The sequence below is a fragment of the Halobacillus ihumii genome (genome assembly GCF_902726645.1).
GTDB lineage: Bacteria > Bacillota > Bacilli > Bacillales > Halobacillaceae > Halobacillus_A > Halobacillus_A ihumii.
On the sequence record NZ_CACVAO010000001.1, the window covers coordinates 2,537,108 to 2,560,653 of the forward strand.

General features: G+C 40.8%; 26 protein-coding genes. 11 read left to right on the top strand and 15 right to left on the bottom strand.

Annotation, left to right across the window (positions count from 1 at the left end):
• The first annotated feature begins 83 nt into the window (after positions 1–83).
• Together G6R08_RS12655 and G6R08_RS12660 are read left to right on the top strand one after the other, a co-directional pair.
• On the top strand, positions 84–401 hold the full coding sequence (locus G6R08_RS12655; protein WP_163528401.1) for a thioredoxin family protein: 318 nt from the start codon (positions 84–86) through the stop codon (positions 399–401).
• 122 nt (positions 402–523) lie between these two features.
• Entirely contained in the window at positions 524–1,612 is a 1,089-nt protein-coding gene (locus tag G6R08_RS12660; RefSeq protein ID WP_163528403.1) for an FAD-dependent oxidoreductase, read from the top strand.
• Between the two features lie 39 nt (positions 1,613–1,651).
• Here the strand turns inward: G6R08_RS12660 and G6R08_RS12665 are convergent, their stop codons facing one another.
• The 6 genes from G6R08_RS12665 to G6R08_RS12690 form a co-directional block, all read right to left on the bottom strand.
• Complete coding sequence (locus G6R08_RS12665; RefSeq protein WP_163528405.1) at positions 1,652–2,296, bottom strand: TVP38/TMEM64 family protein; 645 nt, start codon at positions 2,294–2,296, stop codon at positions 1,652–1,654.
• A 3-nt stretch (positions 2,297–2,299) separates the two neighbouring features.
• Positions 2,300–3,256, bottom strand: a complete 957-nt coding sequence (ccmA, locus tag G6R08_RS12670) for a heme ABC exporter ATP-binding protein CcmA (RefSeq protein WP_163528407.1) — start codon at positions 3,254–3,256, stop codon at positions 2,300–2,302.
• Positions 3,253–4,056: an ABC transporter permease gene (locus tag G6R08_RS12675; protein ID WP_240339708.1), complete on the bottom strand. Its 804-nt coding sequence runs from the start codon at positions 4,054–4,056 to the stop codon at positions 3,253–3,255. Before G6R08_RS12675 ends, ccmA begins: the two co-directional genes overlap by 4 nt.
• On the bottom strand, positions 4,053–4,910 hold the full coding sequence (locus tag G6R08_RS12680; protein ID WP_163528409.1) for an ABC transporter permease: 858 nt from the start codon (positions 4,908–4,910) through the stop codon (positions 4,053–4,055). Before G6R08_RS12680 ends, G6R08_RS12675 begins: the two co-directional genes overlap by 4 nt.
• The gene (locus G6R08_RS12685) at positions 4,891–6,129 is read right to left on the bottom strand and encodes an ABC transporter substrate-binding protein (RefSeq protein WP_163528411.1); all 1,239 of its coding nucleotides are present in this window, start codon (positions 6,127–6,129) and stop codon (positions 4,891–4,893) included. Before G6R08_RS12685 ends, G6R08_RS12680 begins: the two co-directional genes overlap by 20 nt.
• Positions 6,130–6,299: 170 nt before the next feature.
• Positions 6,300–6,929, bottom strand: coding sequence for a pyridoxamine 5'-phosphate oxidase family protein (locus G6R08_RS12690; RefSeq protein ID WP_163528413.1), 630 nt, complete (start codon positions 6,927–6,929; stop codon positions 6,300–6,302).
• Between the two features lie 71 nt (positions 6,930–7,000).
• On the opposite strand from G6R08_RS12690, the gene G6R08_RS12695 reads away from it, so the two are divergent.
• A complete protein-coding gene (locus tag G6R08_RS12695) occupies positions 7,001–7,258 on the top strand; it encodes a DUF2164 domain-containing protein (protein ID WP_163528415.1) in 258 nt (85 codons plus the stop codon).
• Between the two features lie 60 nt (positions 7,259–7,318).
• Here G6R08_RS12695 and G6R08_RS12700 read toward each other — a convergent pair whose 3' ends face one another.
• A complete protein-coding gene (locus G6R08_RS12700) occupies positions 7,319–8,212 on the bottom strand; it encodes a DMT family transporter (RefSeq protein WP_163528417.1) in 894 nt (297 codons plus the stop codon).
• Between the two features lie 163 nt (positions 8,213–8,375).
• Between G6R08_RS12700 and G6R08_RS22130 the strand changes: the two genes are divergently transcribed.
• A complete protein-coding gene (locus G6R08_RS22130) occupies positions 8,376–9,485 on the top strand; it encodes a bifunctional transcriptional activator/DNA repair enzyme AdaA (RefSeq protein ID WP_163528419.1) in 1,110 nt (369 codons plus the stop codon).
• Positions 9,463–10,281: an SPL family radical SAM protein gene (locus G6R08_RS12710; RefSeq protein WP_163528421.1), complete on the top strand. Its 819-nt coding sequence runs from the start codon at positions 9,463–9,465 to the stop codon at positions 10,279–10,281. Before G6R08_RS22130 ends, G6R08_RS12710 begins: the two co-directional genes overlap by 23 nt.
• A gap of 67 nt (positions 10,282–10,348) precedes the next feature.
• On the opposite strand, the gene G6R08_RS12715 is transcribed toward G6R08_RS12710, so the two are convergent.
• Positions 10,349–11,521: a class I SAM-dependent methyltransferase gene (locus tag G6R08_RS12715; RefSeq protein WP_163528423.1), complete on the bottom strand. Its 1,173-nt coding sequence runs from the start codon at positions 11,519–11,521 to the stop codon at positions 10,349–10,351.
• Between the two features lie 534 nt (positions 11,522–12,055).
• On the opposite strand from G6R08_RS12715, the gene G6R08_RS12720 reads away from it, so the two are divergent.
• Positions 12,056–12,352 (top strand): hypothetical protein, encoded by a 297-nt coding sequence (locus G6R08_RS12720; protein WP_163528425.1) that lies wholly within the window; start codon positions 12,056–12,058, stop codon positions 12,350–12,352.
• A gap of 68 nt (positions 12,353–12,420) precedes the next feature.
• On the top strand, positions 12,421–13,179 hold the full coding sequence (locus G6R08_RS12725; protein ID WP_163528427.1) for a class I SAM-dependent methyltransferase: 759 nt from the start codon (positions 12,421–12,423) through the stop codon (positions 13,177–13,179).
• Between the two features lie 139 nt (positions 13,180–13,318).
• Here G6R08_RS12725 and G6R08_RS12730 read toward each other — a convergent pair whose 3' ends face one another.
• From G6R08_RS12730 to G6R08_RS12760, 7 genes are all read right to left on the bottom strand, one after another.
• Positions 13,319–14,971: a methyl-accepting chemotaxis protein gene (locus G6R08_RS12730; RefSeq protein WP_163528428.1), complete on the bottom strand. Its 1,653-nt coding sequence runs from the start codon at positions 14,969–14,971 to the stop codon at positions 13,319–13,321.
• Entirely contained in the window at positions 14,968–15,915 is a 948-nt protein-coding gene (locus tag G6R08_RS12735; protein WP_163528430.1) for a BMP family lipoprotein, read from the bottom strand. Before G6R08_RS12735 ends, G6R08_RS12730 begins: the two co-directional genes overlap by 4 nt.
• Before the next feature lie 149 nt (positions 15,916–16,064).
• Positions 16,065–17,075 carry an LLM class flavin-dependent oxidoreductase gene (locus tag G6R08_RS12740; protein ID WP_163528432.1) on the bottom strand — a complete coding sequence of 337 codons (1,011 nt, stop codon included), beginning with the start codon at positions 17,073–17,075 and terminating at the stop codon, positions 16,065–16,067.
• A 118-nt stretch (positions 17,076–17,193) separates the two neighbouring features.
• Entirely contained in the window at positions 17,194–18,471 is a 1,278-nt protein-coding gene (locus G6R08_RS12745; RefSeq protein WP_163528434.1) for an efflux RND transporter periplasmic adaptor subunit, read from the bottom strand.
• A gap of 16 nt (positions 18,472–18,487) precedes the next feature.
• On the bottom strand, positions 18,488–19,162 hold the full coding sequence (locus G6R08_RS12750; RefSeq protein ID WP_163528436.1) for a hypothetical protein: 675 nt from the start codon (positions 19,160–19,162) through the stop codon (positions 18,488–18,490).
• A gap of 125 nt (positions 19,163–19,287) precedes the next feature.
• On the bottom strand, positions 19,288–20,667 hold the full coding sequence (locus G6R08_RS12755; protein ID WP_163528438.1) for an MATE family efflux transporter: 1,380 nt from the start codon (positions 20,665–20,667) through the stop codon (positions 19,288–19,290).
• Between the two features lie 2 nt (positions 20,668–20,669).
• Positions 20,670–21,113 (bottom strand): MarR family winged helix-turn-helix transcriptional regulator, encoded by a 444-nt coding sequence (locus tag G6R08_RS12760; RefSeq protein ID WP_163528440.1) that lies wholly within the window; start codon positions 21,111–21,113, stop codon positions 20,670–20,672.
• Between the two features lie 160 nt (positions 21,114–21,273).
• Between G6R08_RS12760 and G6R08_RS12765 the strand changes: the two genes are divergently transcribed.
• The 4 genes from G6R08_RS12765 to G6R08_RS22370 all read left to right on the top strand — a co-directional run bounded on the left by G6R08_RS12765 (position 21,274) and on the right by G6R08_RS22370 (position 23,460).
• Positions 21,274–22,194, top strand: coding sequence for a YegS/Rv2252/BmrU family lipid kinase (locus G6R08_RS12765; RefSeq protein WP_163528442.1), 921 nt, complete (start codon positions 21,274–21,276; stop codon positions 22,192–22,194).
• A gap of 112 nt (positions 22,195–22,306) precedes the next feature.
• A complete protein-coding gene (locus G6R08_RS12770) occupies positions 22,307–22,696 on the top strand; it encodes a VOC family protein (protein ID WP_163528444.1) in 390 nt (129 codons plus the stop codon).
• Between the two features lie 131 nt (positions 22,697–22,827).
• A complete protein-coding gene (locus G6R08_RS12775; protein ID WP_163528446.1) occupies positions 22,828–23,289 on the top strand; it encodes a MarR family winged helix-turn-helix transcriptional regulator in 462 nt (153 codons plus the stop codon).
• A 63-nt stretch (positions 23,290–23,352) separates the two neighbouring features.
• A complete protein-coding gene (locus G6R08_RS22370) occupies positions 23,353–23,460 on the top strand; it encodes an RAxF-45 family protein (protein ID WP_281252717.1) in 108 nt (35 codons plus the stop codon).
• Positions 23,461–23,546: the final 86 nt, after the last annotated feature.

Genomic DNA, 23,546 nt, shown 5'->3' on the forward strand with positions numbered 1-23,546 from the left:
AGTAAGAATGAGCGAATAACAGGACATGGGAAGTTAAATCACGTATGATGTAGTTAGATTTTTAAATAAAGGGGAAATATCACATGGAGTCTATTCAAACTAAGGAAAATTTTCAAAACTTAATTGAAAGGGAACAGCCTGTTATCGTTAAGTTTCAAGCAGATTGGTGTCCAGATTGCCGTCGGATGGACCTTTTTATTAATGATATTGTAAACGAATTTAATGACTATAAGTGGTATGATGTGAATAGAGACGAACTACCGGAGATTGCTGAAAAATATGAAGTCATGGGCATTCCTAGTCTTCTAATTTTTCAGGATGGTAAGAAAACAGCTCATTTACACAGTGCAGATGCAAAGACTCCTGAAGAAGTTGAGGAGTTCTTACAGCGCAGCTTGTAGGTAGAGTCTCCACATGGTAATTCCATGTGGGTTTCTTTTATATGAGATTGGGATTCCTGGATTCTTATAGTCAGGGCACTGTTCTGCCGTGAGCTTGTTTGCTGAATGAAGGGGGAATTGGTATGACAAGACGATTATTACTGGTGGGGGCTGGCCACGCTCATATAGAGGTGCTTCGTTCTATGAAAGAACAGCCGATCCAACATGTAGACGTATGTCTGATTTCGCCTTCTGAGCATTTTTATTATTCGGGTATGATCTCGGGTTATGTTGAGGGGATCTACTCCCTTGAAGAGGTTCGGGTTGATGTGAAGAGATTAGCCCATGAGGCAGGGGTCCATTTTATCAGAAAAAGAGCTTCACGTGTCTATCCGAATTTTAAAAAGCTTTTTTGTCAAGGAGGCGCGGTTTATCCGTTTGATTTGATCAGCTTTGACATTGGCGCTAAAAGCCAGCCAGGTCAATTAGTCCCTTCCCCTGAGTATAGTCATATGAACGATCCGAATAAAAAAATGGTCGAGCAAATAGAAGAACTTAGGCAAACGAGTCAACCGCTTATAGTAGGCGGAGGCGCTGCAGGGTGCGAAGTTGCTCTTGCCTTGCAGGCGTATAAGGCAAGAAACGAAATTCCTGGCCAAGTTCGTTTAGTCAGCTCATCCTCCGTTCTTAATTCGATATCAAAGCGAACTGCAAAGAAATTAAGGTCTATTATGGAATCAAAAGGAATACAAGTGTGGGAGCAGGAAAGAGCTGAGGTCATGTATGATGATTATATTATGACTAGTGCAAATAATAAAATCAGGCATACTGGTGTTCTTTGGCTTGGCGGCCCGCTTGCTGATCCGCTATTTGAAGCTTCGGGAATCAAAGTTGATGAAAAGGGGTTCCCGTTCGTTACTGATACCCTGCAATTTACAGACTATGAATTTATATTTGGGGCTGGTGACTGTGTAACGTTAGAGACCTATCCCAATATAGACAAAAGTGGAGTACACGCTGTCAAACAAGCTCCAATTCTTTATGAGAACTTACGTCGCTTTTCCTATGCAAAGGAATTGACCGTATATGAACCTCAGAAAGTTGCCCTGTATATTTTATCTACGGGCATGAAGAAAGCTTTGCTAGTATACGGTCCTGTGACGGCGCATAATAAGCGAGCATGGAAACTGAAAAATAAAATTGATCGTGAATACATGGATAAGTATAAATAAGACGTTCATTCCAACTTGACGGAATGAGCGCCTTTTTATTTATCGATCAAGCCATCGTCGAACTTTTTTTCTAAACATAAATGTCAGGAGGATTAGTCCGAGAAACATGCCGACGGCTCCAATAATAAAACTGCTGTCCCCACTGGCTAAGCTAGTACCAAGCAGGCTGTAGGCAAAAGTCCCCGGAATCATTCCTACGACTGTAGCGGGGAGAAATGATCGAAATCGCACCCTCGTCATTCCGGCTAAATAACTTAAGATATCAAAGCCTACAAGAGGGATTAACCGAAGAACAAGAACGTAAAGAAATCCGTTTTCCTCCATTCGTTTGTAGATAGGCCGTGCCCATTTGGAGTCTTGAAATTTAACAACTGAATTGCCGAAGAACTTACCGATTACATAACCGGTAACGGCAGCTCCTGTCGCACCGATAATAATAAAGAGCATGCCTGGCCAAACTCCGTACGCGAAAGCAGCAGCGAGCGAAAGAATCGACGTAGGGAAAGCGATGATTGGGCCGATGGCATATACCCCCATAAATAAAAGAGGCCCCCATAAACCGAACGATAAAATATAATGGCGAATTTCTTCCGGGTTCATATTTAATTCTCGCCTGGCGGCCCAGGCTAGAATGACGAAAAGTACAATAAAAAGAGATCCTCTAATAAGCTTGGTTTTATTCATTTTCTATTTCCAGCCTTCTTGGAAAAATTGAATCTTTTCTAGTGGAAGATAAATAGAAAAATTCTCTTTCAGATCGCTGGTCCCCATTGGCATTGTGATTATTTCATGCAGCTCATCAATGTAAAGGCGACAAGCCTTTTGACCCAGGTTATACGTCCAATTTAAAAGCTTCGCTGTATAGGAATGATGCTCTCCTTCAGGCTTACTGCTCCTTATAGATTGAATAGGGATGTATTGGTGCTCATCTATAACGAGATGACTTTTTAAAAAACGTGCGACAAAGGGATTACCTGGGTGTTTGTGAATTTCATCTGCTTCATCAAGCTGCTGGAAAATACCTTCATGGAATATAGCAATGCGATCGCCCATCAAGATCGCTTCCTCTAGATCGTGTGTAACAAAAATCGTCGTAGTCTGTTGCTTAGAAAGAAAATCCTTGACCCAATATCGCAGCTCTTCACGAAGTTGAACATCAAGGCTGCTGAAGGGTTCGTCCAACAGTAATACTTCAGGTTCTGAGGCGATTGCACGCGCTAAGGCTACCCGTTGCTGTTGACCCCCTGATATCTCTGCAGGGAAACGATCAGAATAATCATCCAGGTTTATGGCGCGTAACAAATACGCTGTCTTTGATTTAGAAGCTTGACCAGCCATTTTGGCTCCGTAATCAATATTTTCTTTAACCGTCATATGTGGAAATAAGAGAGGCTGTTGAAACACAAGACCGACGTTTCTTGTGTTTGGCTTATGATGCGTTACGTTCTTGCCGTTAAGCATGATCGTACCATGGGTTGGAGATTCTAAGCCCGCCAAAATCCGGAGTAACGTAGTTTTTCCACTTCCAGACGGTCCGACGATACTAAGAGACTCTCCTTGTCCTAGTTGAAATTGAAGATTTTGTAAAATCTTTTTCTCTCCAAATTGTTTATAGAGATTGATGACATCCAATGAGTAACTCACCGTAAATTCCTCCAAGGTTTTCTCGTATAAGGAAGCAACAGCAATAACAGTTCTACGACCAGGTACATGAAAAAAGGAAGTAGAGCGAACCAGACTGAGAATGCTGCCATTAGTGAGGTATTTGCCGTCTGCAAAAATGGAAAAAATACTAGCGGCAGTGTAATGATTCGTCCTCCGCCTATGATCGCTGTAATTGCATATTGACTCAAGCTGATAACAATGGTTAAAAAAGTGACACTTCGAATAGCAGGCTTCAAGAGTGGCAGCTCTATAGTATGCAGTTGACGAAAGCCTGTTGCTCCTAGAGTCTCCGCTTGCTCCAACAAATGATTTCCGAATTGATGATAGGCATTGTGGAAAATTTTTATGCTGTAGGGGAGCGTTGGAACAAGGTGGATTAAGACAACGCCTGTCCATGTATCAGCCAGACCGATGCGAATCATGAATAAGTGAAGCCCCATCGCAACTGCCAGTACAGGAATCAAGATCGGAGCAAGGAACAGGGCTTCTAACAATGATTTTCCTTTAAAAGAAGACGAAGATAATGCTTTGCCGCTAAGAAGCCCGATCACTAGATTAATAACTAGCACACATGCGCCAATTACCAGGGACCAGAAGGTAGCTTCCATTATATTGGGGTCAGAAACTAAGGTGCGATAACTATCCAACTGAAATGTTAAAGATTGTCCTGCTGAGAATCGCCATACCTCGGTGAAACTTTGTAAAACCAGCAGGAAAACAGGCCCGATAAACAGAAGGATAGCCAGTGAATAAAATATGATTTTCATAGGTTTTATCATAGACGCCCCCTCATAGCTCTCATACGGCGCCGGTTCAAATACAAGTAGCTGGTCAGGGCAATCATAAAGATGACAATACTGACACAGACCATTACCGCGAATGCAAGGGGACGTTCATCCCAGCTTCCCCCGTAAAACCATTGGTAGCTGAGCACGGAAACCATTTCAGGGTAGGTAGTCCCAATCAAGGCCGGCACTTCATAAGCTGTTAAGGTAAAAGAAAAAATAATTAAGCAGGTTTCAATAAGTGTTGGCTGAATATGTGGCCATTCAACCGTTTTAAATTGATCCCATCTATTTCCGCCTAGCGTTTTTACTACATCGTAGGAAGTAGTCGGTATCGCAGCATAAACAGGCAATAGCATAAGAATAGCAAATGGAACCTCTTTCCAAACATACGTAATGATAATGCCGAAACCATAAGGGTCACGGGTGAGGATAGGAAAGTGATTTGTCCCATCAATCCAGCCGATAGCTGAGAGAACCTGTGCGAACAGCCCCGATTCTGCCAGCAGGAGAATAACAAGGTAGCCCCAGACAAAATGGGGGAATAACATAGGAAGCCAAACCGATATTCGGGGTGAAAGTTTAGCTAAATAAGGATGGAACAGCCTTACTAGTATTAGTCCGATCATAATGGCCAGCGCCGTGGCAATAAATGAAGTGCGAATACTAAAGGCCATGGATGAAAAAAATCGATCAGACTGAAATACCTTCTGATAGAAATCTAATGTAAAGCCCCCATCGGCGAAAATACTATGGCGGACAGCTGTAATGATCCCGAAAAAGGGCAGAATTAAAAAAAGAAGGGCAGGGATCAGATGTATCCACAATTTACTGCTGTACGACTTCATTAAACCACTGCTCTTCCAGCCACTCTACATAAGCAGCTTCTGACTCAGGAAGGAAGTTTTCTTCTAGTTTCTCCTGGCTTAATACGCTATCCCCACGGTCAACTGCTTTAAACTTCTTTCTCATTTCTTTAGACAGTTTATCTAAGCTGATCGGCGTGTTTTCTCCCCAGTACTTTGGCTTGTATTTGGCCAGCTGTGCTTCTGGAGAAAGCATGAAATTGATAGTCGTGAGTGCACCCTCTATGTTTGAACTGTTAAATGGAATAGAAAGGAAATGAGTATTGCCAATTGACCCCGGCTCCATAATGAAAGATTTTGTGGTCTCTGGAAAAACACCTTGGGCGATCAGTGATTCAGCCCGCGCCTCATTGTACCCCATTGTCATCCATACTTGTCCTTGACTGTATAGTTTGTCTAATTCGGTTAACGAATTAGGATAATGCTCCCCGGATCGCCATAAATAGGGTTCGATACTATTTAGATATTTCCACATTTTTGCAGCCGTATCTGAAATAGCATCTTCATCCAGTGGATTGTTATAGATATCAGATGGTTGATCAGCCTTCGCATAAAGAACATGTCTTAAGAAGGCGTTACCCGTAAAGTCAGCAGCCGCAGGGTAAGTAAACTTTCCTGGGTGTTTTTTTATCCATCCCTTTAATTCACTAAAAGAAGAGGGGGGATCTTCGATTTTTGCCGAATTATAATGAAAGACAAACTGTACCTTCCCCCAGGGTGCCTCCATCCCTTCAACGGGTGTCCCGAAATCGATTGTAAAAGCAGGGTCATCCGTGTCATAAAACTTTTTAAAATTAGGCAGTTGATCGGTGAAGGACCCGGCCAGTAAACCACTCTCTTTTGCATTTTTAAAGTTTTCGCCGTTGATCCAGATGAGATCAATTGTCCCGTCCTGTTTGTTTGCTTTCTTCTCGGTTTGAAGCTTTTGTAAAATTTGTGCCGTATCCATCGGCACGCGTTCAAGGGTGATATTGTATTTTTCTTTTAAATGTGGAATCGCCCATTTATCAATGTATTGATTAATTCCTTCATCACCGCCCCACATATACAAACGAACAGTGGTACCGGCGGCTGATTTTTCTATATCTGACCAAGATTGTTTTGTGACTTCCTTCAAAATGCTTGATGGTTGTTCTTCATTATTCCCGCATCCAGTTAACAAGAAGAGGAGAACCAACAGCAAATAGATAAAATATTTCATAATATACCCCCGTGTCTATGTATACGCCTAAATTACTATACCCCTAAGTGATGCCTTGTAATCTATCATACAAAAACTATAGAAGCTATTGGAAAAAGTTTAAGAAACTCCTTTAGACAGGATGTTTCAGTAAAATGAGCTGAACCTTCACAAAGGAATGTTGTGCTGGCTCAATAAAGGCGTGTTTGATAGCTCTCCTTCAAAGAAGCTTGAACTTTTTCTTGACCATGGCCGTCCAATTTAGCATGAGCTGCCATCATCTTTGAGGCAGAAGGAAGTGCGGTCAAGTCAGGCCACTGTTCTGAGTCCCAAAGCTTGGAGCGCTTAAAAGCTTTCGCACAATGGATAAAGCATTCATTTACTTCAACTACAATGCCGACCTTTGGGATTTGTTCTTTCACTTTATGATTTTGAAGAAGTTCCTCATCTTTAATGATGGTTGCTTTCCCGTTGATTCGTAAGGTTTCTTCTAATCCTGGAATGATAAAAAGAAGACCAATATGTGGGTTTTCTAATATGTTTCTCATAGAATCGGCACGTTTATTGCCCATACGCTCTGGAATCAAAAGATGATGTTCATCAAGTACCTGCGCAAACCCTGGAGTATCTCCTCGTGGTGAACTATCACATGCCCCTGCAGCATTAGATGTACTCACTACGACAAAAGGTGAAAAACTTAAGAATTGTCTGCATAATTCATCGATATAGTGAATGACCTTATGTTCCGCAATCTTACCAGGTTTTCCTTGTAAGGAGTATAATTCATCTTTCGAATGAACAGGTTTTCGATAGGGTTTCATTAAACATTCCTCCAAGTGTTATAGTATGTGCTACGATAATAAATAAACGAATGAAAAGGGAGTGTCGTTTCATGATTAAATCTTTAAATCAAGAACAAAAAGAGTATGTAATTGAACGAATCAAAGAGTACTTTGAACTTGAGCGCGGGGAGGAGCTTGGAGATTTAGCTGCTGATCAATTCCTGCATTTTATGATACAAGAAATAGGACCATTTTTATATAATCAAGGGGTGAAAGATTCAAGGCAGATGGTAGATCAGAAAGTGATGAACTTAGATGAGGATATACGTTCACTGGAACGTCCAGCTGGTAGAAACACTCGTACTTAATAGAGGGCAGGAGACTGGGGCATAATTTGTCCCAACCTCTTACCTTCTTTTTACAATGCATCACTTACTAGACACAGTACGGTTGGGTATCCTTTTACGTTGATAAGTTGATAGTAGGACTCCTCCCACAATAAATAGCGAACCTATGAGTTCTGAACTCGTTATCGATTTAGATAACAGGATTAATCCCATAATCATCGCCACAAAGGGTTCTAAATTAGATAAAATCGATGCTTTTGATGCATCAACATAACGAATGTTTGTATTCCAAATTAGTGTAGCCATTCCATGTACTACAATAGCTGTCCCGGCCAGGAATGCCCAATCTGGGAACTCAAAACTTACTCGAATAGGGTGATCCAATGTAAATGCAAACGGAATCGAAACAATGAACCCTACTATATTTGAATACAAGGTAATCGTAAGAGAATCTAATCGTTTGGACATCCCTCTTGTCATAATAATCATAATCGCGAAGGTGACCATCGTTACCACTATCCATAAGAGCCCTCGTTCAACTTGTAAGGAAGATAAATTACCTTTTGTTACAACAAAATAAATACCGATTATGGCTACAATAGATCCTATTAACATGCGTCTGGTTATCTTTTCTTTTAGAAAAATAGATGCTAGAAAACCAGTCAGAATAGGGGTCGTTGCCAAGATTAATGCTGATGTAGTTGGGTCTGCTGTTTGCAAGCCTTCAAAAAATGACCATTGATTGATGAAGACACCGATAACTCCTAGGCAAAGGATCGATAGGATATCGGTTTTACTCATTTTGTTCAAATGTCTTTTGTAAGCAGCTATTCCTAGTAACAACAATACAATAAACAAAAGTCTCAGCATGGTTAACATGGCTGGAGAGAATTCCTGAACTAATATCTTTCCAAATACGAAATTGCTTCCCCATACTACTACGCAGAAAGTCAGCGAACCATATGCTTTCAACATATTAACACCTTCTAATAAAAAAAATCCAATTGTTTTATTTTATACTTGTCCGTTTAGTTAGTCGAATATTTTTGCTCCAAAATAGTTTCAATATCTTGCTTTCATATTCGGAACACCTTTCTTATCAACTTGTTTGGGGTACAATTCTCTTAGGGGTGATTTTATGGAAACATCACACGTGCCAAACGAGTATTGGAAGGCAATTGTTACTGATAATCTTGCATATGATGACGTGTTCTTTTATGGTGTTCAAACAACCGGGATTTTCTGTCGGCCGTCCTGCAAATCTAAACCTCCCAACAGGGAGAATATCCGTATTTTTGAGAACGCAAAGAAAGCTCAAGGAGAAGGATTTCGCCCTTGTAAACGATGCAAACCTGATGGTCTGAGTCTGCCAGATCATGAGTGGGTAGAGCAGATCGCAGAATGGATTGGTCAACACTACTTTGAACCGATAAAGTTAGAAAGGCTGGCGGAAATCAGCCATGGCAGTCCCAGCCATTTGCAGCGTACATTTAAACGTGTTAAAGGGATGAGTCCGCTTGAGTATATTCAAGAAACCCGCATAGAACAAGCGATTCATCAGCTTGAGTTGACGGATAAATCGATAACAGATATAGGGATAGCTGTGGGGCTTCCTAACATCGCCTATTTTGTTACGCTGTTTAAGAAAAAGAGAGGTGTGCCCCCTGCTAAATACAGGAAAAATCATCAACCCAATGACAGTGTTGTAAAAAGTGAAATGTTATACTGGTCTATCTTTAAATATAATCAATGGGAATGTTACTTGGCAGCCACATCAAAGGGACTCTGTTTTGTTGGGGAACCGAATTGTTCCATTCAAAAGATGGAGGACTGGGTTTATCACCGTTTCCAGAAAGCGCAGTTTATCAAGGACGATCACAAATTACAACCCGTGAAAGAGGAGTTGCTGGAGTATTTACAAGGCAAACGTGAGCGATTCACATTTTCGACAGATATCAAAGGGACAGCATTCCAACATAGAGTGTGGGAAGTATTAAAACAGATCCCTTATGGTGAAACGTGTACGTATTCGCAAATTGCACATATGATCGGAAAGCCGTCAGCTGTGCGGGCAGTGGGGACCGCAATTGGGGCCAACCCCGTGCTTGTATTCATTCCTTGCCACCGTGTAGTAGGTAAGAATGGATCGTTAACAGGTTACCGTGGAGGATTGGAAATGAAGAAGAATTTGTTACAAATCGAGAAACAAGTAAAGGTGAATCATATTGAGAAGTCATTTACTATATAAAAATCCAAAGACTATCCTTAATAAGGGATCAGGATATTTATCCGGGTACAGTCATTCATTGAATCCCTATACAGGCTGTGCCTTTGGCTGTTCCTTTTGTTATGTAAGAAAGATGCCTGTCTCAACCTTCAGAAAGGAAGAGTGGGGATCATGGGTGGATATCAAACAGGGAGCGGCTGAATTATTGGAAAAAGAACTAACTCGTGCCAAAGCAAAAGGAAACGTGACGATTTTTATGTCGTCAAGCACTGATCCCTATCAACCTGTTGAGTATAAAGAGGAAATTACCAGGTCGCTCCTGGAAGTCATGGCAGAGAACCAGCCTGACTTTTTATTCGTTCAAACAAGAAGCCCGTTAGTGCGAAGGGATATCGATTTATTTCTACAGCTTAAAGATAAAGTGCGGGTGAGCCTGACGGTAGAAACTGACCGTGAAGATATTCGACAACATTTTACGCCGCATGCTCCACCTATTCGAGGACGATTGAAAACTCTTCAGCTGCTGAAAGAAGCAGGTATTCCAACCCAGGCAACCATCGCTCCCTTATTACCAAGCAGTCATGAGTTTTCGAATACATTATCAGACATTGTCAATCGAGTCTGTCTTGATGATTATTTCATGGGTGATGGCAGTGGAGGAAGGAGAACAAAAAACCTGGGTATATCTTCTCTATATGAAGAGTTGGGGTTAGAGGAGTGGTATAGTCCATCAGCTTGCCAATTGATGTATGATCGATTAAAAAAATCATTCTCCAAAGACCAAATTCATGTGAGTCAAGAAGGATTTCTTCCTTAATAGTAATATTGAAAAAGAGACAAAGGCTCAATATCTTTGTCTCTTCATTATTTCTAGAATCTTCCTTTTATTGATACATGTAATCCCTCGTCCAAGGTATCGAATTGTTCGTCCCCTTCGTAAATATAAATTGGCTCAAGTCGATGTTACCCGTCTCGAAGGACGCAGAACAGGAGTTGAGATAAAGTCTCCACATTCTAATGAATCGCTCATCTTTTGATTTCCGTACTTCATCTAGCACGTTCTCAAAGTTTTCAGCCCATTTTTCCAGTGTTTTCGCGTAATGTCTGCGCAGGCTTTCCAAATCCGTTAAAAGGAAGTCGTGCTCTGTTATATGATGGACAAGCTCACTTACAGCCGGGATGTATCCGCCGGGAAAAATATATTTATCGATCCATGAGTTTGTCCCGCCGTCCCTGGGTGAAGTAATACAGTGGAGGACGGATACCCCGCCATCTATCAGCAATTCATTTACTTTTTGAAAGTATTCCTCTAAGTGATCTTGACCTACATGTTCAATCATACCCACACTGACGACACGATCAAATTGCTGATGCTTTATATCCCGATAATCCATTAAATGAACGTCTACGAAATTTTCTTGCTGCTCCTCGGTAATACGTTCTTTTACACGCTCATATTGTTCTTCTGATAATGTTACGCCAGTAGCTTTAACCCCATACTGTTTGGCCGCCGTAAGAATTAATTCGCCCCAGCCGCATCCGATGTCCAATAATGTATCACCTTCCCTAAGGTTCAACTTCTTCAGAATATGGGCCACTTTGTTTTGTTGGGCAGTCGTAAGGGAATCGTCAGCAGTTCTGAAATAACCGCATGAATAGGTCATCGTCTTATCAAGCCATAATTTATAAAAATCATTACCGATATCATAGTGAAACGTAGCATTTTCTTTGCTGCGTTTTTTGGTATTAGAAAGCTTTTCTATAAGTTTTGCATAGACTTGATTATTACCAAGAAAGCTTTCCTGGCTGCGGTACATAGAGGTTACGAGTTCTTTGAGGTCTCCTTCTACTTCTATTTTTCCATCCATAAAAGCTTCACCAAAGGCAATGGATGGGTCGTGAAGCAGATCCCCCTTTGGAATACTATCATGAAAAGTGAGCTTAAAATCCGGCGCACCTTCTCCATACTGCACTGTTTCTCCATCCCAAAATGTTATGTGGATTGGATTTGAGAACGTCTTTTTAAGTAAAGTCTTGTAAAACATTTTATCAATCATTATAACACCTCGAAAAATAGTATAGATTTTGAAGATAAATAGCTTATGAATAGGCTTTGCAAATGATATATATCAGTGCTCTATGATATCAACCTTATTCTTTATTAGGATTCCCATAATCGTAGATAATAGAACAAGATTATCAAAAACTGCTCTAGAACAATTTACTCATATAAGAGAACAGACGTAAAACTATCTGCATTTTTATTCTTTAGGGAGGCCTACCTTACGCAGCCTTTCTATGTAGCGGAAGCATTCACAGGTCAAAAAGGAGAGTCAGTAAGTCTTCTAGATACATTAACAGACGTCCGAAAAATTTTGGATGGAAGCACAGACTCAATAAAGACAGAAGAGTTGGTGAATATCGGAAAGCTTTAATTATCATGTTCCTTAAGGAGACAAAGATGGAAGAATCTTTGTCTCTTTGTTGCGGTGAGAGAGTAATCTTCTAAAGGAAATTATAAGTGATTCGTTGAAGTAATTATTAGGTAATGAAATATCATGATTGTTTACCTTTAGAAGGGAGGTAAAGGAATGAATGTCATTATTTTATTAGTTACGTTTGGTTCAATATTGTTGGGTTTTAACTGGATAATGGGTTATAAGAAGGACCACATCGTTATTGACTTCGATGAAAGGTATAGAGACTATAAAAAGCATGTAAGAGCTATTCATAGTGAACTCCTCCAGCAAGGAAGAGTGGTCAGTTATAAAGGTGATCGCAAATTTATCATAGACGGGAGGCCTTATATTTTTGTTGAAAAAAACGTATCCATGGGAGGAGCCCCGTTGCAAAGGACGATTCTAAAACCTAATAAGGATCTGCGGTAGTTAGAATGCGGAAATGGTGGGGAATGCAGTTATTTTCATAAAAGATTAACATAGAAGGGAATGTTGTTATGAAGGCGACAGATTTCTCAAAAGTGGCAGAAGTCTACGACAACAATTCATTTAGATTTGATGAATTAGCGTTTGACATCCATCTGGAAGGTTATATTCATGGTCAACCTCAGCAGCATTATAATGTTATGGATTTAGCCTGCGGGACAGGAATTTATTTAGATCACCAAATGGGGCACTTTGATGCTCATTCAATAGAATGGCACGGAGTGGATGCTTCAGAAGCTATGCTTGGCAAAGCCAGAGAGAAGCTTAAGAGGGGTAATTTAGTACAAGGATTAGCAGAAGATCTCCCTTATGTATCCAATTCGTTTGATTTCATTATAAATAATTATGCGTTTCATCATTTTACTAGGAAGTCACAGGTGCTGGACGAGGTTTATCGAGTTTTAAAAGATGGCGGAATCTTTAAAACCCATAATATAAATGTCCATGACATGGAGAATTGGTGGATCTATCAATACTTTCCTTCTGCATATACAGAAGATTTAGAGAGATTCTGGCAAAAGCAAAGGATTTTTCGAGAACTCGAAGACAGAGGGTTTAAGGTACGATTGGAAACTAATTATCAAATGGAAAAGTTGAAGGTAACGGACTACCTGCAACTCGCAGAGAACAGAGATATTTCTGTGCTTACGATTATTAGTGATGATGACTACTATGCAGGATTAAGCAAAATGAAAAATGATTTAGAACATAATCCTGCCAAAACAATGATGAATGATTTTTCAGAGCTTGTGTGTATTGCTGAAAAGTAGAATTACATAAAAAAGTTTTCTTCATTACGTATTAACCTGGATGACCCTTCTAGTCCGAACTGTTATTCCGAAATTTGGATTCCAGTAAAATAACAAAGGATGTAACAAAGGAGCACCCATTGGATGCTCCTTTGATTAGTTACCATTTAAAATGTTCCAGTTCTTTATTCATTTGATTGACCATGTTTCCTAGTTTACTAGCTTCTTCCGTCATTTGCTGGAAGGCATGCTGCTGTTCACCGGCTGAGGCGGATATTTCTTCCGTTCCTGCAGCTGTTTCTTCCGTTACGGCACTTACATTTTCAACTGAAGTTGTAATTTGCAGGCTTTGTTCTTTGGATCGAACCATCCCTTCAACAACCTCATGTAATTGTTCATTGATTGTGTCTACTTGAGTTTTTATCAATGTAAAAGCTTGTTCAGACAAGTCGACGGCTTCAGTTTGCTTCACAGTCAGCGAAACAGTTTCCGTCATTTCCTGTTCAATCACATTTACACCGGATTTAATCTGTTGAACCATAGTTGAGATTTTACTGGTAGCATCAGTTGATTGGTCAGCTAGCTTTCTCACTTCTTCCGCAACGACCGCAAATCCTTTACCATGTTCACCGGCACGGGCTGCTTCAATAGCTGCATTTAAAGCAAGCAAATTAGTTTGCTCTGCTATATCATTTACGAGCTTAACTGTCACTTCAATTTGGTCGGTATATCCGATGAAGTCTTGAACGGAAGCTTCCACTTTCGTAATCGAGCCTTTATTTTTCTCCATAACTTTGCGTTGTTCTTTAATAGCTGTCTGTCCTTCGTAAACTTTAGAGAGAGCAGCTGTGCTTGATTCTGAGGCTTTTTGACTTTCTTGCGTATTTGCTTCAAAAGCCTGATGCATTTGTTCCATCAGGGAGGCTACATCTTGAATATCGTTTGAAATGGATTGACTTCCTTGAGCTAACTCATCTGTCGAGCTTGTTACTTGCTGTGTGACTTCAGAGAGTCCTGACATTTCGTGATTCAATTTGGAACTAAATCGTTCCACATTTCCTCCAATTTGATGTACTGATTTAACCGTCGACGTCAGGTTGTCCACCATCACTTGGAACGAGCGCTTAAGTTGACCAATCTCATCCTTTTCTTTTTCAGAGACATGAATGGTTGTTGTCAAGTCACCTTCCGCCACTTTGGAAGCCTGAACAGCTAAATCCTTTATGGGTTTCGCTATATGTTTATTTAGACGGAAGGTAGAAAAAGTGGACAACACTACCAAGGCTATCCCCGCAATAATAGCAAAAAGGATTAGTTGACTTACTGTTTTTGCTTGATCAGCTAAGTTGTTGTCATACCAGACGCGAGACTCTTGCTGTAACATGTACATATCATTTAATATTCCAGAGGTACGAGCAGACTGACGCTGGATCTCGTTAACATCTTCTGCCTCGAGCGCTTCTGTTACGGTTTGGTGCCAGTTCTCATACTTGGCGACAGCTTGAGTGTACCAGCGTTCCTGTTCGCTGGTAACCATCAATTGACCAAGTTCTTCAAGTGCTGTTTCTGTTATTTTCATTTGACTTAAAGCTTCATTTTTCGTGGCTGTTGAAGGGTTATACCCGTATGTATTCAGCGTTTGCTCAAGCGTGACAAGTTGACCATTTACCTCTTTAGACTCTAACAGCACAGCAACATCCGAATTGGAGGAGCTTTCAAGACTAGTCATTTGATAAACAATAAAAGAGATAAGTATCAAGCTAAGCAGCAGGGGGAGTAAGGTCAAGGTATATAATCGTCGTTTGATTGTCATTGTCCCATCTCCTTATCCAGTACGGCTTGTTGTTCGTCGGTTAGATTAATCAATCGAATGGGTGCAAGTCCTACACCTTGTTCCTTCACTCCGAGTGTAATCTGACCGCCTTCCAGCCGTTCTCCATTAACAAGCTGCTCCATCACATCATAAAGGGCTACATCCAAGTTCTTCAACATCGATGTAACAACGGCTTTTTCTGCAACAAAAAATTGATCACTATCGACACCAAAAGCATAAATTCCTTGATTTTGAGCTTCCTTTAACGCCCCAATCCCCGTAAATCCTGCAGCAGGGAATACAAAATCGGCGCCTTTTTCAACCATAGATTTGGTAATATTAGACCCTTTAGTATCATCATCAAAAGTTCCTGCATACTCAATAAGTATTTCTGCATCAGGATTTACTTTTTTAACACCTTCTGTAAATCCAGTCTCAAATCGTTCTACTACAGGAATTCTTTCGCCTCCAATGAAGCCAACGACGCCGGATTTTGTCCTCATCCCGGCAATCAGTCCGATCAAGTAACTGCCCTCATCCTCTTTGAAGGTAATGGATGTTACATTATCAAATTCAGAAACGGCATCAATTAACACAAACTGCTGCTTCGGGTATTCCTGTGCCAATTCATCAATGGCGGCTTGCGAATTATAGCCGAGTCCAATAATTACGTCATGATCCTGCTCAATTAAGTCCTTCATATGTTCCTTATATTTTTTATCAAAAGGTTCACGATAATCGAAGGTAATTCCTAGTTCGTCCCTAGCTTGTTCTAATCCTTTGAAGGCTGAATCGCTAAACGAATCATCACCAAGTCCGCTCTCGGTTACAAGCAGACCGGCACTAATTTCATCTTTTGTATCTTCGGATTTTGCTTCATGATCAGCACAGCCAGCCAGTAATAGTCCTGTTAGTAAAAATAGACTGAACCAATATTTCTTCATGTTTCCACTCCTATCATATGATGTCTGACAACATATGATATCGGCGCTTTTCAAAGAAAATGAAGTGGAAATTTCTATAAAATGAAACTTTTAACAGAAGAGGGCACAAAAAACACTATGACCGAAGTCATAGTGTAGAGGAGATTCTATCACAATGTAGGTTCACGGTTACGGAGTTGAAAAGCCTCAGCTAATAGTTCATAGGATTTCATGCGCTCGTCAAACGGGGAAGCAATGGTATTTACAATAACCTCGTCCACTTGATAATAATTTGCTAGACTTTCTATCTCCCCTTTAACTTTTTCCACTGAGCCAACGATCATACGGTTACGGTTTTCCTGGATACGCTGCTCATCAGCCATCGTATATGGATAGCTGAATGCCTCTTCGGGTGTAGGGAAATGATAGCGAATCCCGCCTTGTTCAATTTTTAACAGAGCTAGGTCTAAACTAGCAGCCAAGAATTCAGCTTGTTGGTCAGACTCAGCACAAACGACGAATATGGAGACGTTTCCTTGCGGGCTTTGCTGCTGCAGAGAAGGCTGGAAGGCATCTTTATAACGGTCCATGGCTCGTGCTCCGCCATACCCGCTAATAAAATGCGCAAATGAATAGGAGACACCAAGGTCCGCTGCCACTCTTGCACTTGTTCCGCTTGAACCGAGCATCCAAACCGGCGGTGCTGTACTCCCTTGCGGAGAGGCAAACACACCCATACCGTGCGGATCTTCTCCGTGTAGATAGGCGATTAGTTCTTCGACTTGTGCAGGATAACCTTCTATATTTGGAATTTCTCCTCTATTTAAGGCTAAATTGACATTTGGAATACCGCCAGGGGCGCGTCCCACTCCTAAATCTATTCGATTAGGATGCAATGTTTCCAGGACACGGAAAGTCTCAGACACTTTATAGGCACTATAGTGTGGAAGAAGTATTCCTCCTGTTCCTATCCGGATCTTCTCCGTTTGTGAAGCTAGATGGGCTGCTAGCACTTCAGGAGAAGAACCTGCTAAACTATGAGTACTATGATGTTCGGCTACCCAGAACCGGTGATAGCCAAGCTGGTCAGTCCATTTCGCTAACTCTGTTGTCTGTTGTAAAGCATCACGTGGATTTATCCCTGATAGCACAGGAGATTGATCCAATACACTTAATTTCATTTTGTTTTCCCCTTAGTAATCATCTCTTGCTATTTATCATCCCATGTGAAAAAACAGAAGGCAAAAGAAAGGATTATAGAATAGGAGCTCTTGCATCAGGTCAGAATTGTGGAAAGTATTATCTGTTCATCAGCCCTAATAGTCCGTAATCAAGCATAAGGGAAGGGGCAACGTCAAAGAGATTCTGAACCTCGAACTGATCCAGTTTCAATGGTGTAAGAAACACAGCCCCATTACGAAACTCTTCCTTAGGATGATCCGCTAAAAGCTCTCCTTTCGCTAATCCTTCCGTTACTTCTACTATTCTATCTTCTATGATCCCTGTTTCGATTTCTCTTTTTTCCAAGCGTCCACGATCGTTCATGACCCACGCTGAGGAGTTTTCTCCATTCTTTAACACGTCATCATAAGCAGCTACGGCATCGATGGCCTCAGCCGTTATAATTTCAACGTTTGCATGATAGCCAGGTTTTACTTTTTCCTTGTCTTCTTCGATGACGATTTCAAATGGGTAATGACTGGGATGCTGAACATCAACCGACTGAGGGAATGGTTTAATGCTTTCAACTAAACCCTTAACTTCTAACTCTAAGTTCGGTATTCTTACATAAGAATTCATCCCTTCTTTTACCTGTTTTCTATGTTCCTCCGAGAGTTCTCCACTGACAATCAAATTACTGGAAGACAGGGTAAGCAAAGGGGGATGGAGGTTTTCAGACAAATTCGTTACGACTCCTGAAAATTCACTAGTTACTGTAATCGATTGCCCCGTATCTTCCAGCTGACTCAGCTGATTCTCTACCATAGAAAGGTGAGCCTGTTTTTGTGAGAGCTGAAGTTCTTTCTCCGCAATGGCTTTCTGTTTCATAAATTCCGTTTCGATGTTTTGAGATTCGCTGTTTTCCTGTTGTGGTTCCGGGTCTTGTGAGAAGGAATCACCAGGTGAAGATTCAGAGAAAAAAGAAGGCTGGGATGCCGAACCTGTTTCAGGAATTGTAAAGCTTTCGAGCTCATTAATGTAGTCTGTGAGGGAGGTGATTTCTCCTTGTAAGCGTGCAGCTTTTGTCTCCAATTGATTCAATTGGTCTTGATAATCCGTGACTTGATATGTATAGAGATCATCACCTTCAGAAATCTCATCACCTTCTTCCACTAAGAATTCCTGGAAAACTCCGGATTGTTTATCAAAATAAACAGGGGTGGTTTCATTAGAAGTAAAAACACCACTTGTATGAATCGATTCAAAGAGGTCCTCCGTAAAGGCAGCCGACCATTCATTAATATAGGATTTTTGTTCTACTTGCTGATCTTTATCGAAGTAGATGAGGCTGGCATTAAGGGTTAAAAAAGCAATGACTACTAAACCGCAAATTCTTACTTTATAGCGTGTTCTCATCGTCTTCCTCCCTGCGTTAGGATGTAAGTAGGTGCACGAGATATGTATCATAATGAGTCAGAGCTGCTGTGCCTGCCCATAAGGTCAGGTGCCAAAGAATCACACCTATAATAATTCGGCCTTTTCTGGATGTGGATAGATAGGAAAGACATTTGATTTGAAACCAAATGATAAAGATCTGAAAAAGGGAGATCGCTCCAAAGAAATAGATCACCCATTCAATATTTGTTATGTAAGAAGCTATTACACCAAACGAGAAAGGCGATACATACCAATCTAGTCCGGTATACACCATAAGTGGAATCCATGTAATACGCTCTAGCAGCATAATTAGTAAAACGCTCATTTGGATGACCATAGTTTTTTGATAGGACAGGCCGAACATAATCCAAAATAACAAGGGTGCAAAGAGCAGGACTCCAAGAAACAGGAGCAGTCCATATGCTATACGCCCAATTATGAACCAGGCCTTGTACAGTTCATATTCAGTTCCGCTTAGCTCGGTCATATTCATGGACAAAGGATCAGTGCCCAGGCCAATCCACGCTGTCCAAATGTATGTAAGCACCGTTAACAACATGATGGTGAAAAAAACTTTCCAAAATCGACTTATCGTTTCAGCTTCCCTTAGCTTAAATAACTGGTCGTCTCGTCGTGTAAACCACTTTATAATTCGGATCGAATAATTCATATGCGTCATCCTTTGAAATCTGTCTACTCCCTTCTAAGTTTAACTTAATTTGTCAAAGCTTGCTATATCAATCTATCAATTAATGGAAAAACGCCGTCTCTTCATGAGACGGCGCTGAATCGTTCTTAATTCGGGTGGATGGATGCATAGGGAGGAGGGTCCTCCGCTTTTTTAAAAAATAGCTTCCGATCCTTATATAAAAACAAAATAGATAAGGTAAAAGCCAGAATATCTGCCAACGGAAAGGCTAACCAAACCCCGGTTACACCAAAGAAGTTTGGAAGAAGTAAGACCAGGGGAATAAGGAATAAAACTTGCCGCGCCATCGAAAGGATCAGAGCAGGCTTAGCCATGCCAAGTGCCTGATAAAGTCCGCCGCTTACGACCTGTACTCCAATTAGAAACGACATTGCAAACATGATTCTCATAGCATGGGCACCCGAGTTAATGACGGTGGGATCCCCCGTAAAGATATGCATAAGAATTTCAGGTAGTGCCATCATCACGATAAAGATAAAAGCAGAAATGATCGTGACGACTTTCATGCCAAGCATGATGGTCTCTTTTAATCTCGTGAACTGTTTAGCTCCATAGTTATATCCGATAATGGGCTGCATGCCCTGAAGGACTCCGATCATCGGCATGATGGTAAACATGGTTAACTTATGGACAATCCCGAAAACGCCTACTTCAAAGTCGCCGCCATACTTAATTAACATGAAGTTAATAGAAATAATCATGACACTTCCGGCAACTTGACGGACGAAAGCAGGCATCCCGATCGTTAGTGTTTCTTTTATGACTGACATTTTTGGTTTTATCTCAGACAATCTTAACTCAAGACTCGATTTGCCTGTAAGGAAGTAATGTAAGACCACTATGCTGGTGGAAGCCTGAGAAATGACTGTCGCAATGGAAGCTCCTTGAACACCCAAATCTAAAACAAAAATAAAAATGGGATCCAGGATGATATTTAAAACAGCAGGAATAATCATCGTGATCATAGCGAAGCGGGAGTTTCCCTCTGAGCGAATGATGCTGTTGGTCGTAAAAGAAAACGAAAAAAACACAGATCCAATCATAATGGGGAAAAGGTAATCGACCGCGTAGGGAAGAATGTCAGGGGTAGCACCGAACAAAACTAGCAGCGGCTCCATAAAAGTGAAGGCACCTACTATTCCGACTACGCTTACGAGTAAAATAATAAAGATAATATTGCCGAACACTTTATTTGCGGCTTCCGGTTTACTCTCGCCAAGCCGTCTTGATATGACTGATGCACCCCCGATTCCAACAGCCGCTGAGATGGCCATCATAATCATCATGACTGGGAAGCCGATGCTAACACCAGCCACACCGAGGATTCCAACTCCTCTTGCAATAAATAATGTATCAACAACATTATAAAGCGCCATAACAAACATGCCGATCATGGCAGGAATAGATAAATTCCATAATAACTTCGGAATCGGCTGGGTTCCTAGACGCTGACTTTGATCTTTCATAGTCAGGACCTCTCTTTTAAATGTTTTAAGTTTTTTTGAATGACTTCAAGCCATGAGAGCATCATTTGCTGCTCTTCATCAGAAAGTCCGACGCCGATTTCCTTTTCTAAATTCTGAGCAATAGTCCAAATGGTTTTATCCAGTTGAACTCCCCTGTCGGTCAGCTTAATGAGCTTAGAACGTTTGTCGTTGGGACAGTTATGTTTCGTTATACATTCGTTTTTTAAAAGGGATTCGATAATCCCGTTCATTGAAGAAGCTTTAATGTACAATCTTTTTTGCAAATCAGTTTGGCTTTGTTCTCCATGATTCGCCAGAAAATATATGACTTTCGCTTGTGAATGAGTTAATCCATACTCACTTAGTTTCTCGTTAAATAAATTTTGAATAAAATGGGAGATCACATTGATGTTGTAACCAAGCAAAGGGTATATGTCACGATTCATAAATTAATTAGCCTCCTAAACAAATTTATTATAAGACAACGAGTGATGAAGGTAAATGATTTTGTACTCCGCCTTTCTATTGGTATTCTCTTTTGGTAAAGTTTCAGTAACTGATAAAATAGATGCCCATCGGGTATAAGAGTCAGAGGGGGGATACGTTATGCCTCGTTATCAACGTGGAGTTTTTATATATAATGGGACTGCCCAAAGTGAAGGTCTCAACCAAAGTTTAACCGTTACACTGCCGGTGCTGGCTCAGGCAATTAAAGAGTTAACAGTCGTGCAGACACATTCACTAGAGGAATTAAGGAAGGTTTGTTATGAGTATGGACCTATCGTGGATGTATTTGTGATTTTAGGCGGAGATGGAACATTGCACGAATGTATCAACCAATTAGCTCATTTAAAATCCAGACCCGTTATCGCTCTTCTTCCAGGGGGAACGTGTAACGACTTCAGCCGTGTATTAGGCACACCTCAAAATTTACAGCTCGCCGCAACACAGCTTCTTCAAGGGGAAGAAGTGAAGGTGGACATAGGAAAGGCTGGTAACCGCTATTTTACAAACTTCTGGGGAATAGGGCTCGTGACAGAAGCTTCTTTTAACATTGACGCAGAACAAAAGAATCGTATTGGTGTATTGAGTTATTTTATAAGCGCCATCAAGACGATGAATCAAACAGAGCCATTCTCTTTCACCTTAGGAATTGATGGCGAAACGGTCAGCGAGGAAGCGGTAATGGTATTAGTCATGAACGGGCGGTTTATTGGGACAAAAGAAGTTCCTCTTCCTGATTCCAAGCTTCAGGATGGCCAGCTGGATGTATTAATTGTGAAGAATTCCAACCTTACTACATTTAAAGAACTCCTCACAATGAACAAGCCTGGGGCAGATCCTAGTAAATTCCAGGAGTTATCACATATGCAGGGACAGCAGATCAGTGTAGAGGTGGAAGAGGAAAAAGAGGTAGATATGGATGGGGAAATTATGGGGAGCACTCCTGCACGGATAGAAGTTCTACCCAATCATTTTACCTTTTTATGTGCAGACCCTGCTGTATTTCATAATGTGCAAGGCTGAATAAGTAAATAAACATAGATGAAATCCACTCTGAAAACGAGTGGGTTTTTTTAGCTGGAAACAAGGTTTATAGAGCCAGAGATCGAATACTTACTTTAGAGGAGTGATGAAGATGACAAAAAACTTGCGCCCAGAAGTTCATGCAGTTTTTATACACACTAAAAATCTAAAGAGATCTGCCAGGTGGTACAGTGAATTGCTGGATCTTCCGTTTTCCGAAGAAAATGTTGAGTCACCGGTTTATAATCTCCCTTTGGAAGGGGAGGTATTTCTGACCATTGATGATCATAAGTTTGATCCTCATTATAAGTTTGGACGGATAACTAACCCTGTGTTTAATTTTTGTGCTCAGAATTTAGAAAATAGCTTTCGGAACGTAAAAGAGAAAGGGTTCCGCATAACAAAAGAAATAGAGAGTTACGGCGACTTTGGCTGGTTCCAAATTCAAGACCCGGATCAGCATGAGGTCATGATTTGCGGTGCAATTGTGGCCCGTTCATAGTTTGAACATGGTGTTCTTCTCTTCGGTTATTCTGTTTCAAAGGTTCAGTTCAGTACCTTTGTTTGACAGTGTAATTTTGTTATCTATATACTGTCTTTAAGTAGAGGACAGATGAGAGGGCGAGGATTATTATGGATGAACAAGAACTATATCGCAAAAAGAAACAAGACCCTTCTTTGAAGCTGTTTGTTGTTCTGGCAAAGGCTCAGCGTGCAATTGCTGATTTAGTGAAAGATGATATTCAAAGCTATGGTTTGAACACAACAGAATTTGGCGTGTTAGAACTTTTATATCATGAAGGCGATCAGCCATTACAGAAAATTGGGGAAAAAATTCTATTAGCAAGCGGAAGTATAACTTATGTTGTAGATAAACTGGAGAAGAAAGAATATTTAAAGCGTGTTCCATGTCCTAATGACCGGCGTATTACGTACGCGGCTATAACGAGTAAAGGGAAAGAATTACTTCATGGAATATTTCCTGATCACTGGAAACAAATTGAGATGATCACCGGGGGCTTGTCTGAAGATGAGAAACTGCAAGCCATAGACTTACTGAAAAAATTAGGGAAGTATGCGGACCAGCAAAAATAGTAGAACTATTTCAAAAAATAAGCTATAATGGTTCTATGACTGAAGACAAAGGAGGGAATGATGATGTTATCAAAGCACGTAATAGATCGCGAATTGCTCTATATTAACCGTGCGCTTTTTCATGATTTAACTGTACAAGGGATTCGTATGTCCAATTTTACAGTTAAATAATGGGGAAAGATAACGTCTCATACCTGAATCTATTTTAATGAAAGAAAGTCAGAGGTGCCGAGGCCTCTGGCTTTTTTTGTCTTTAG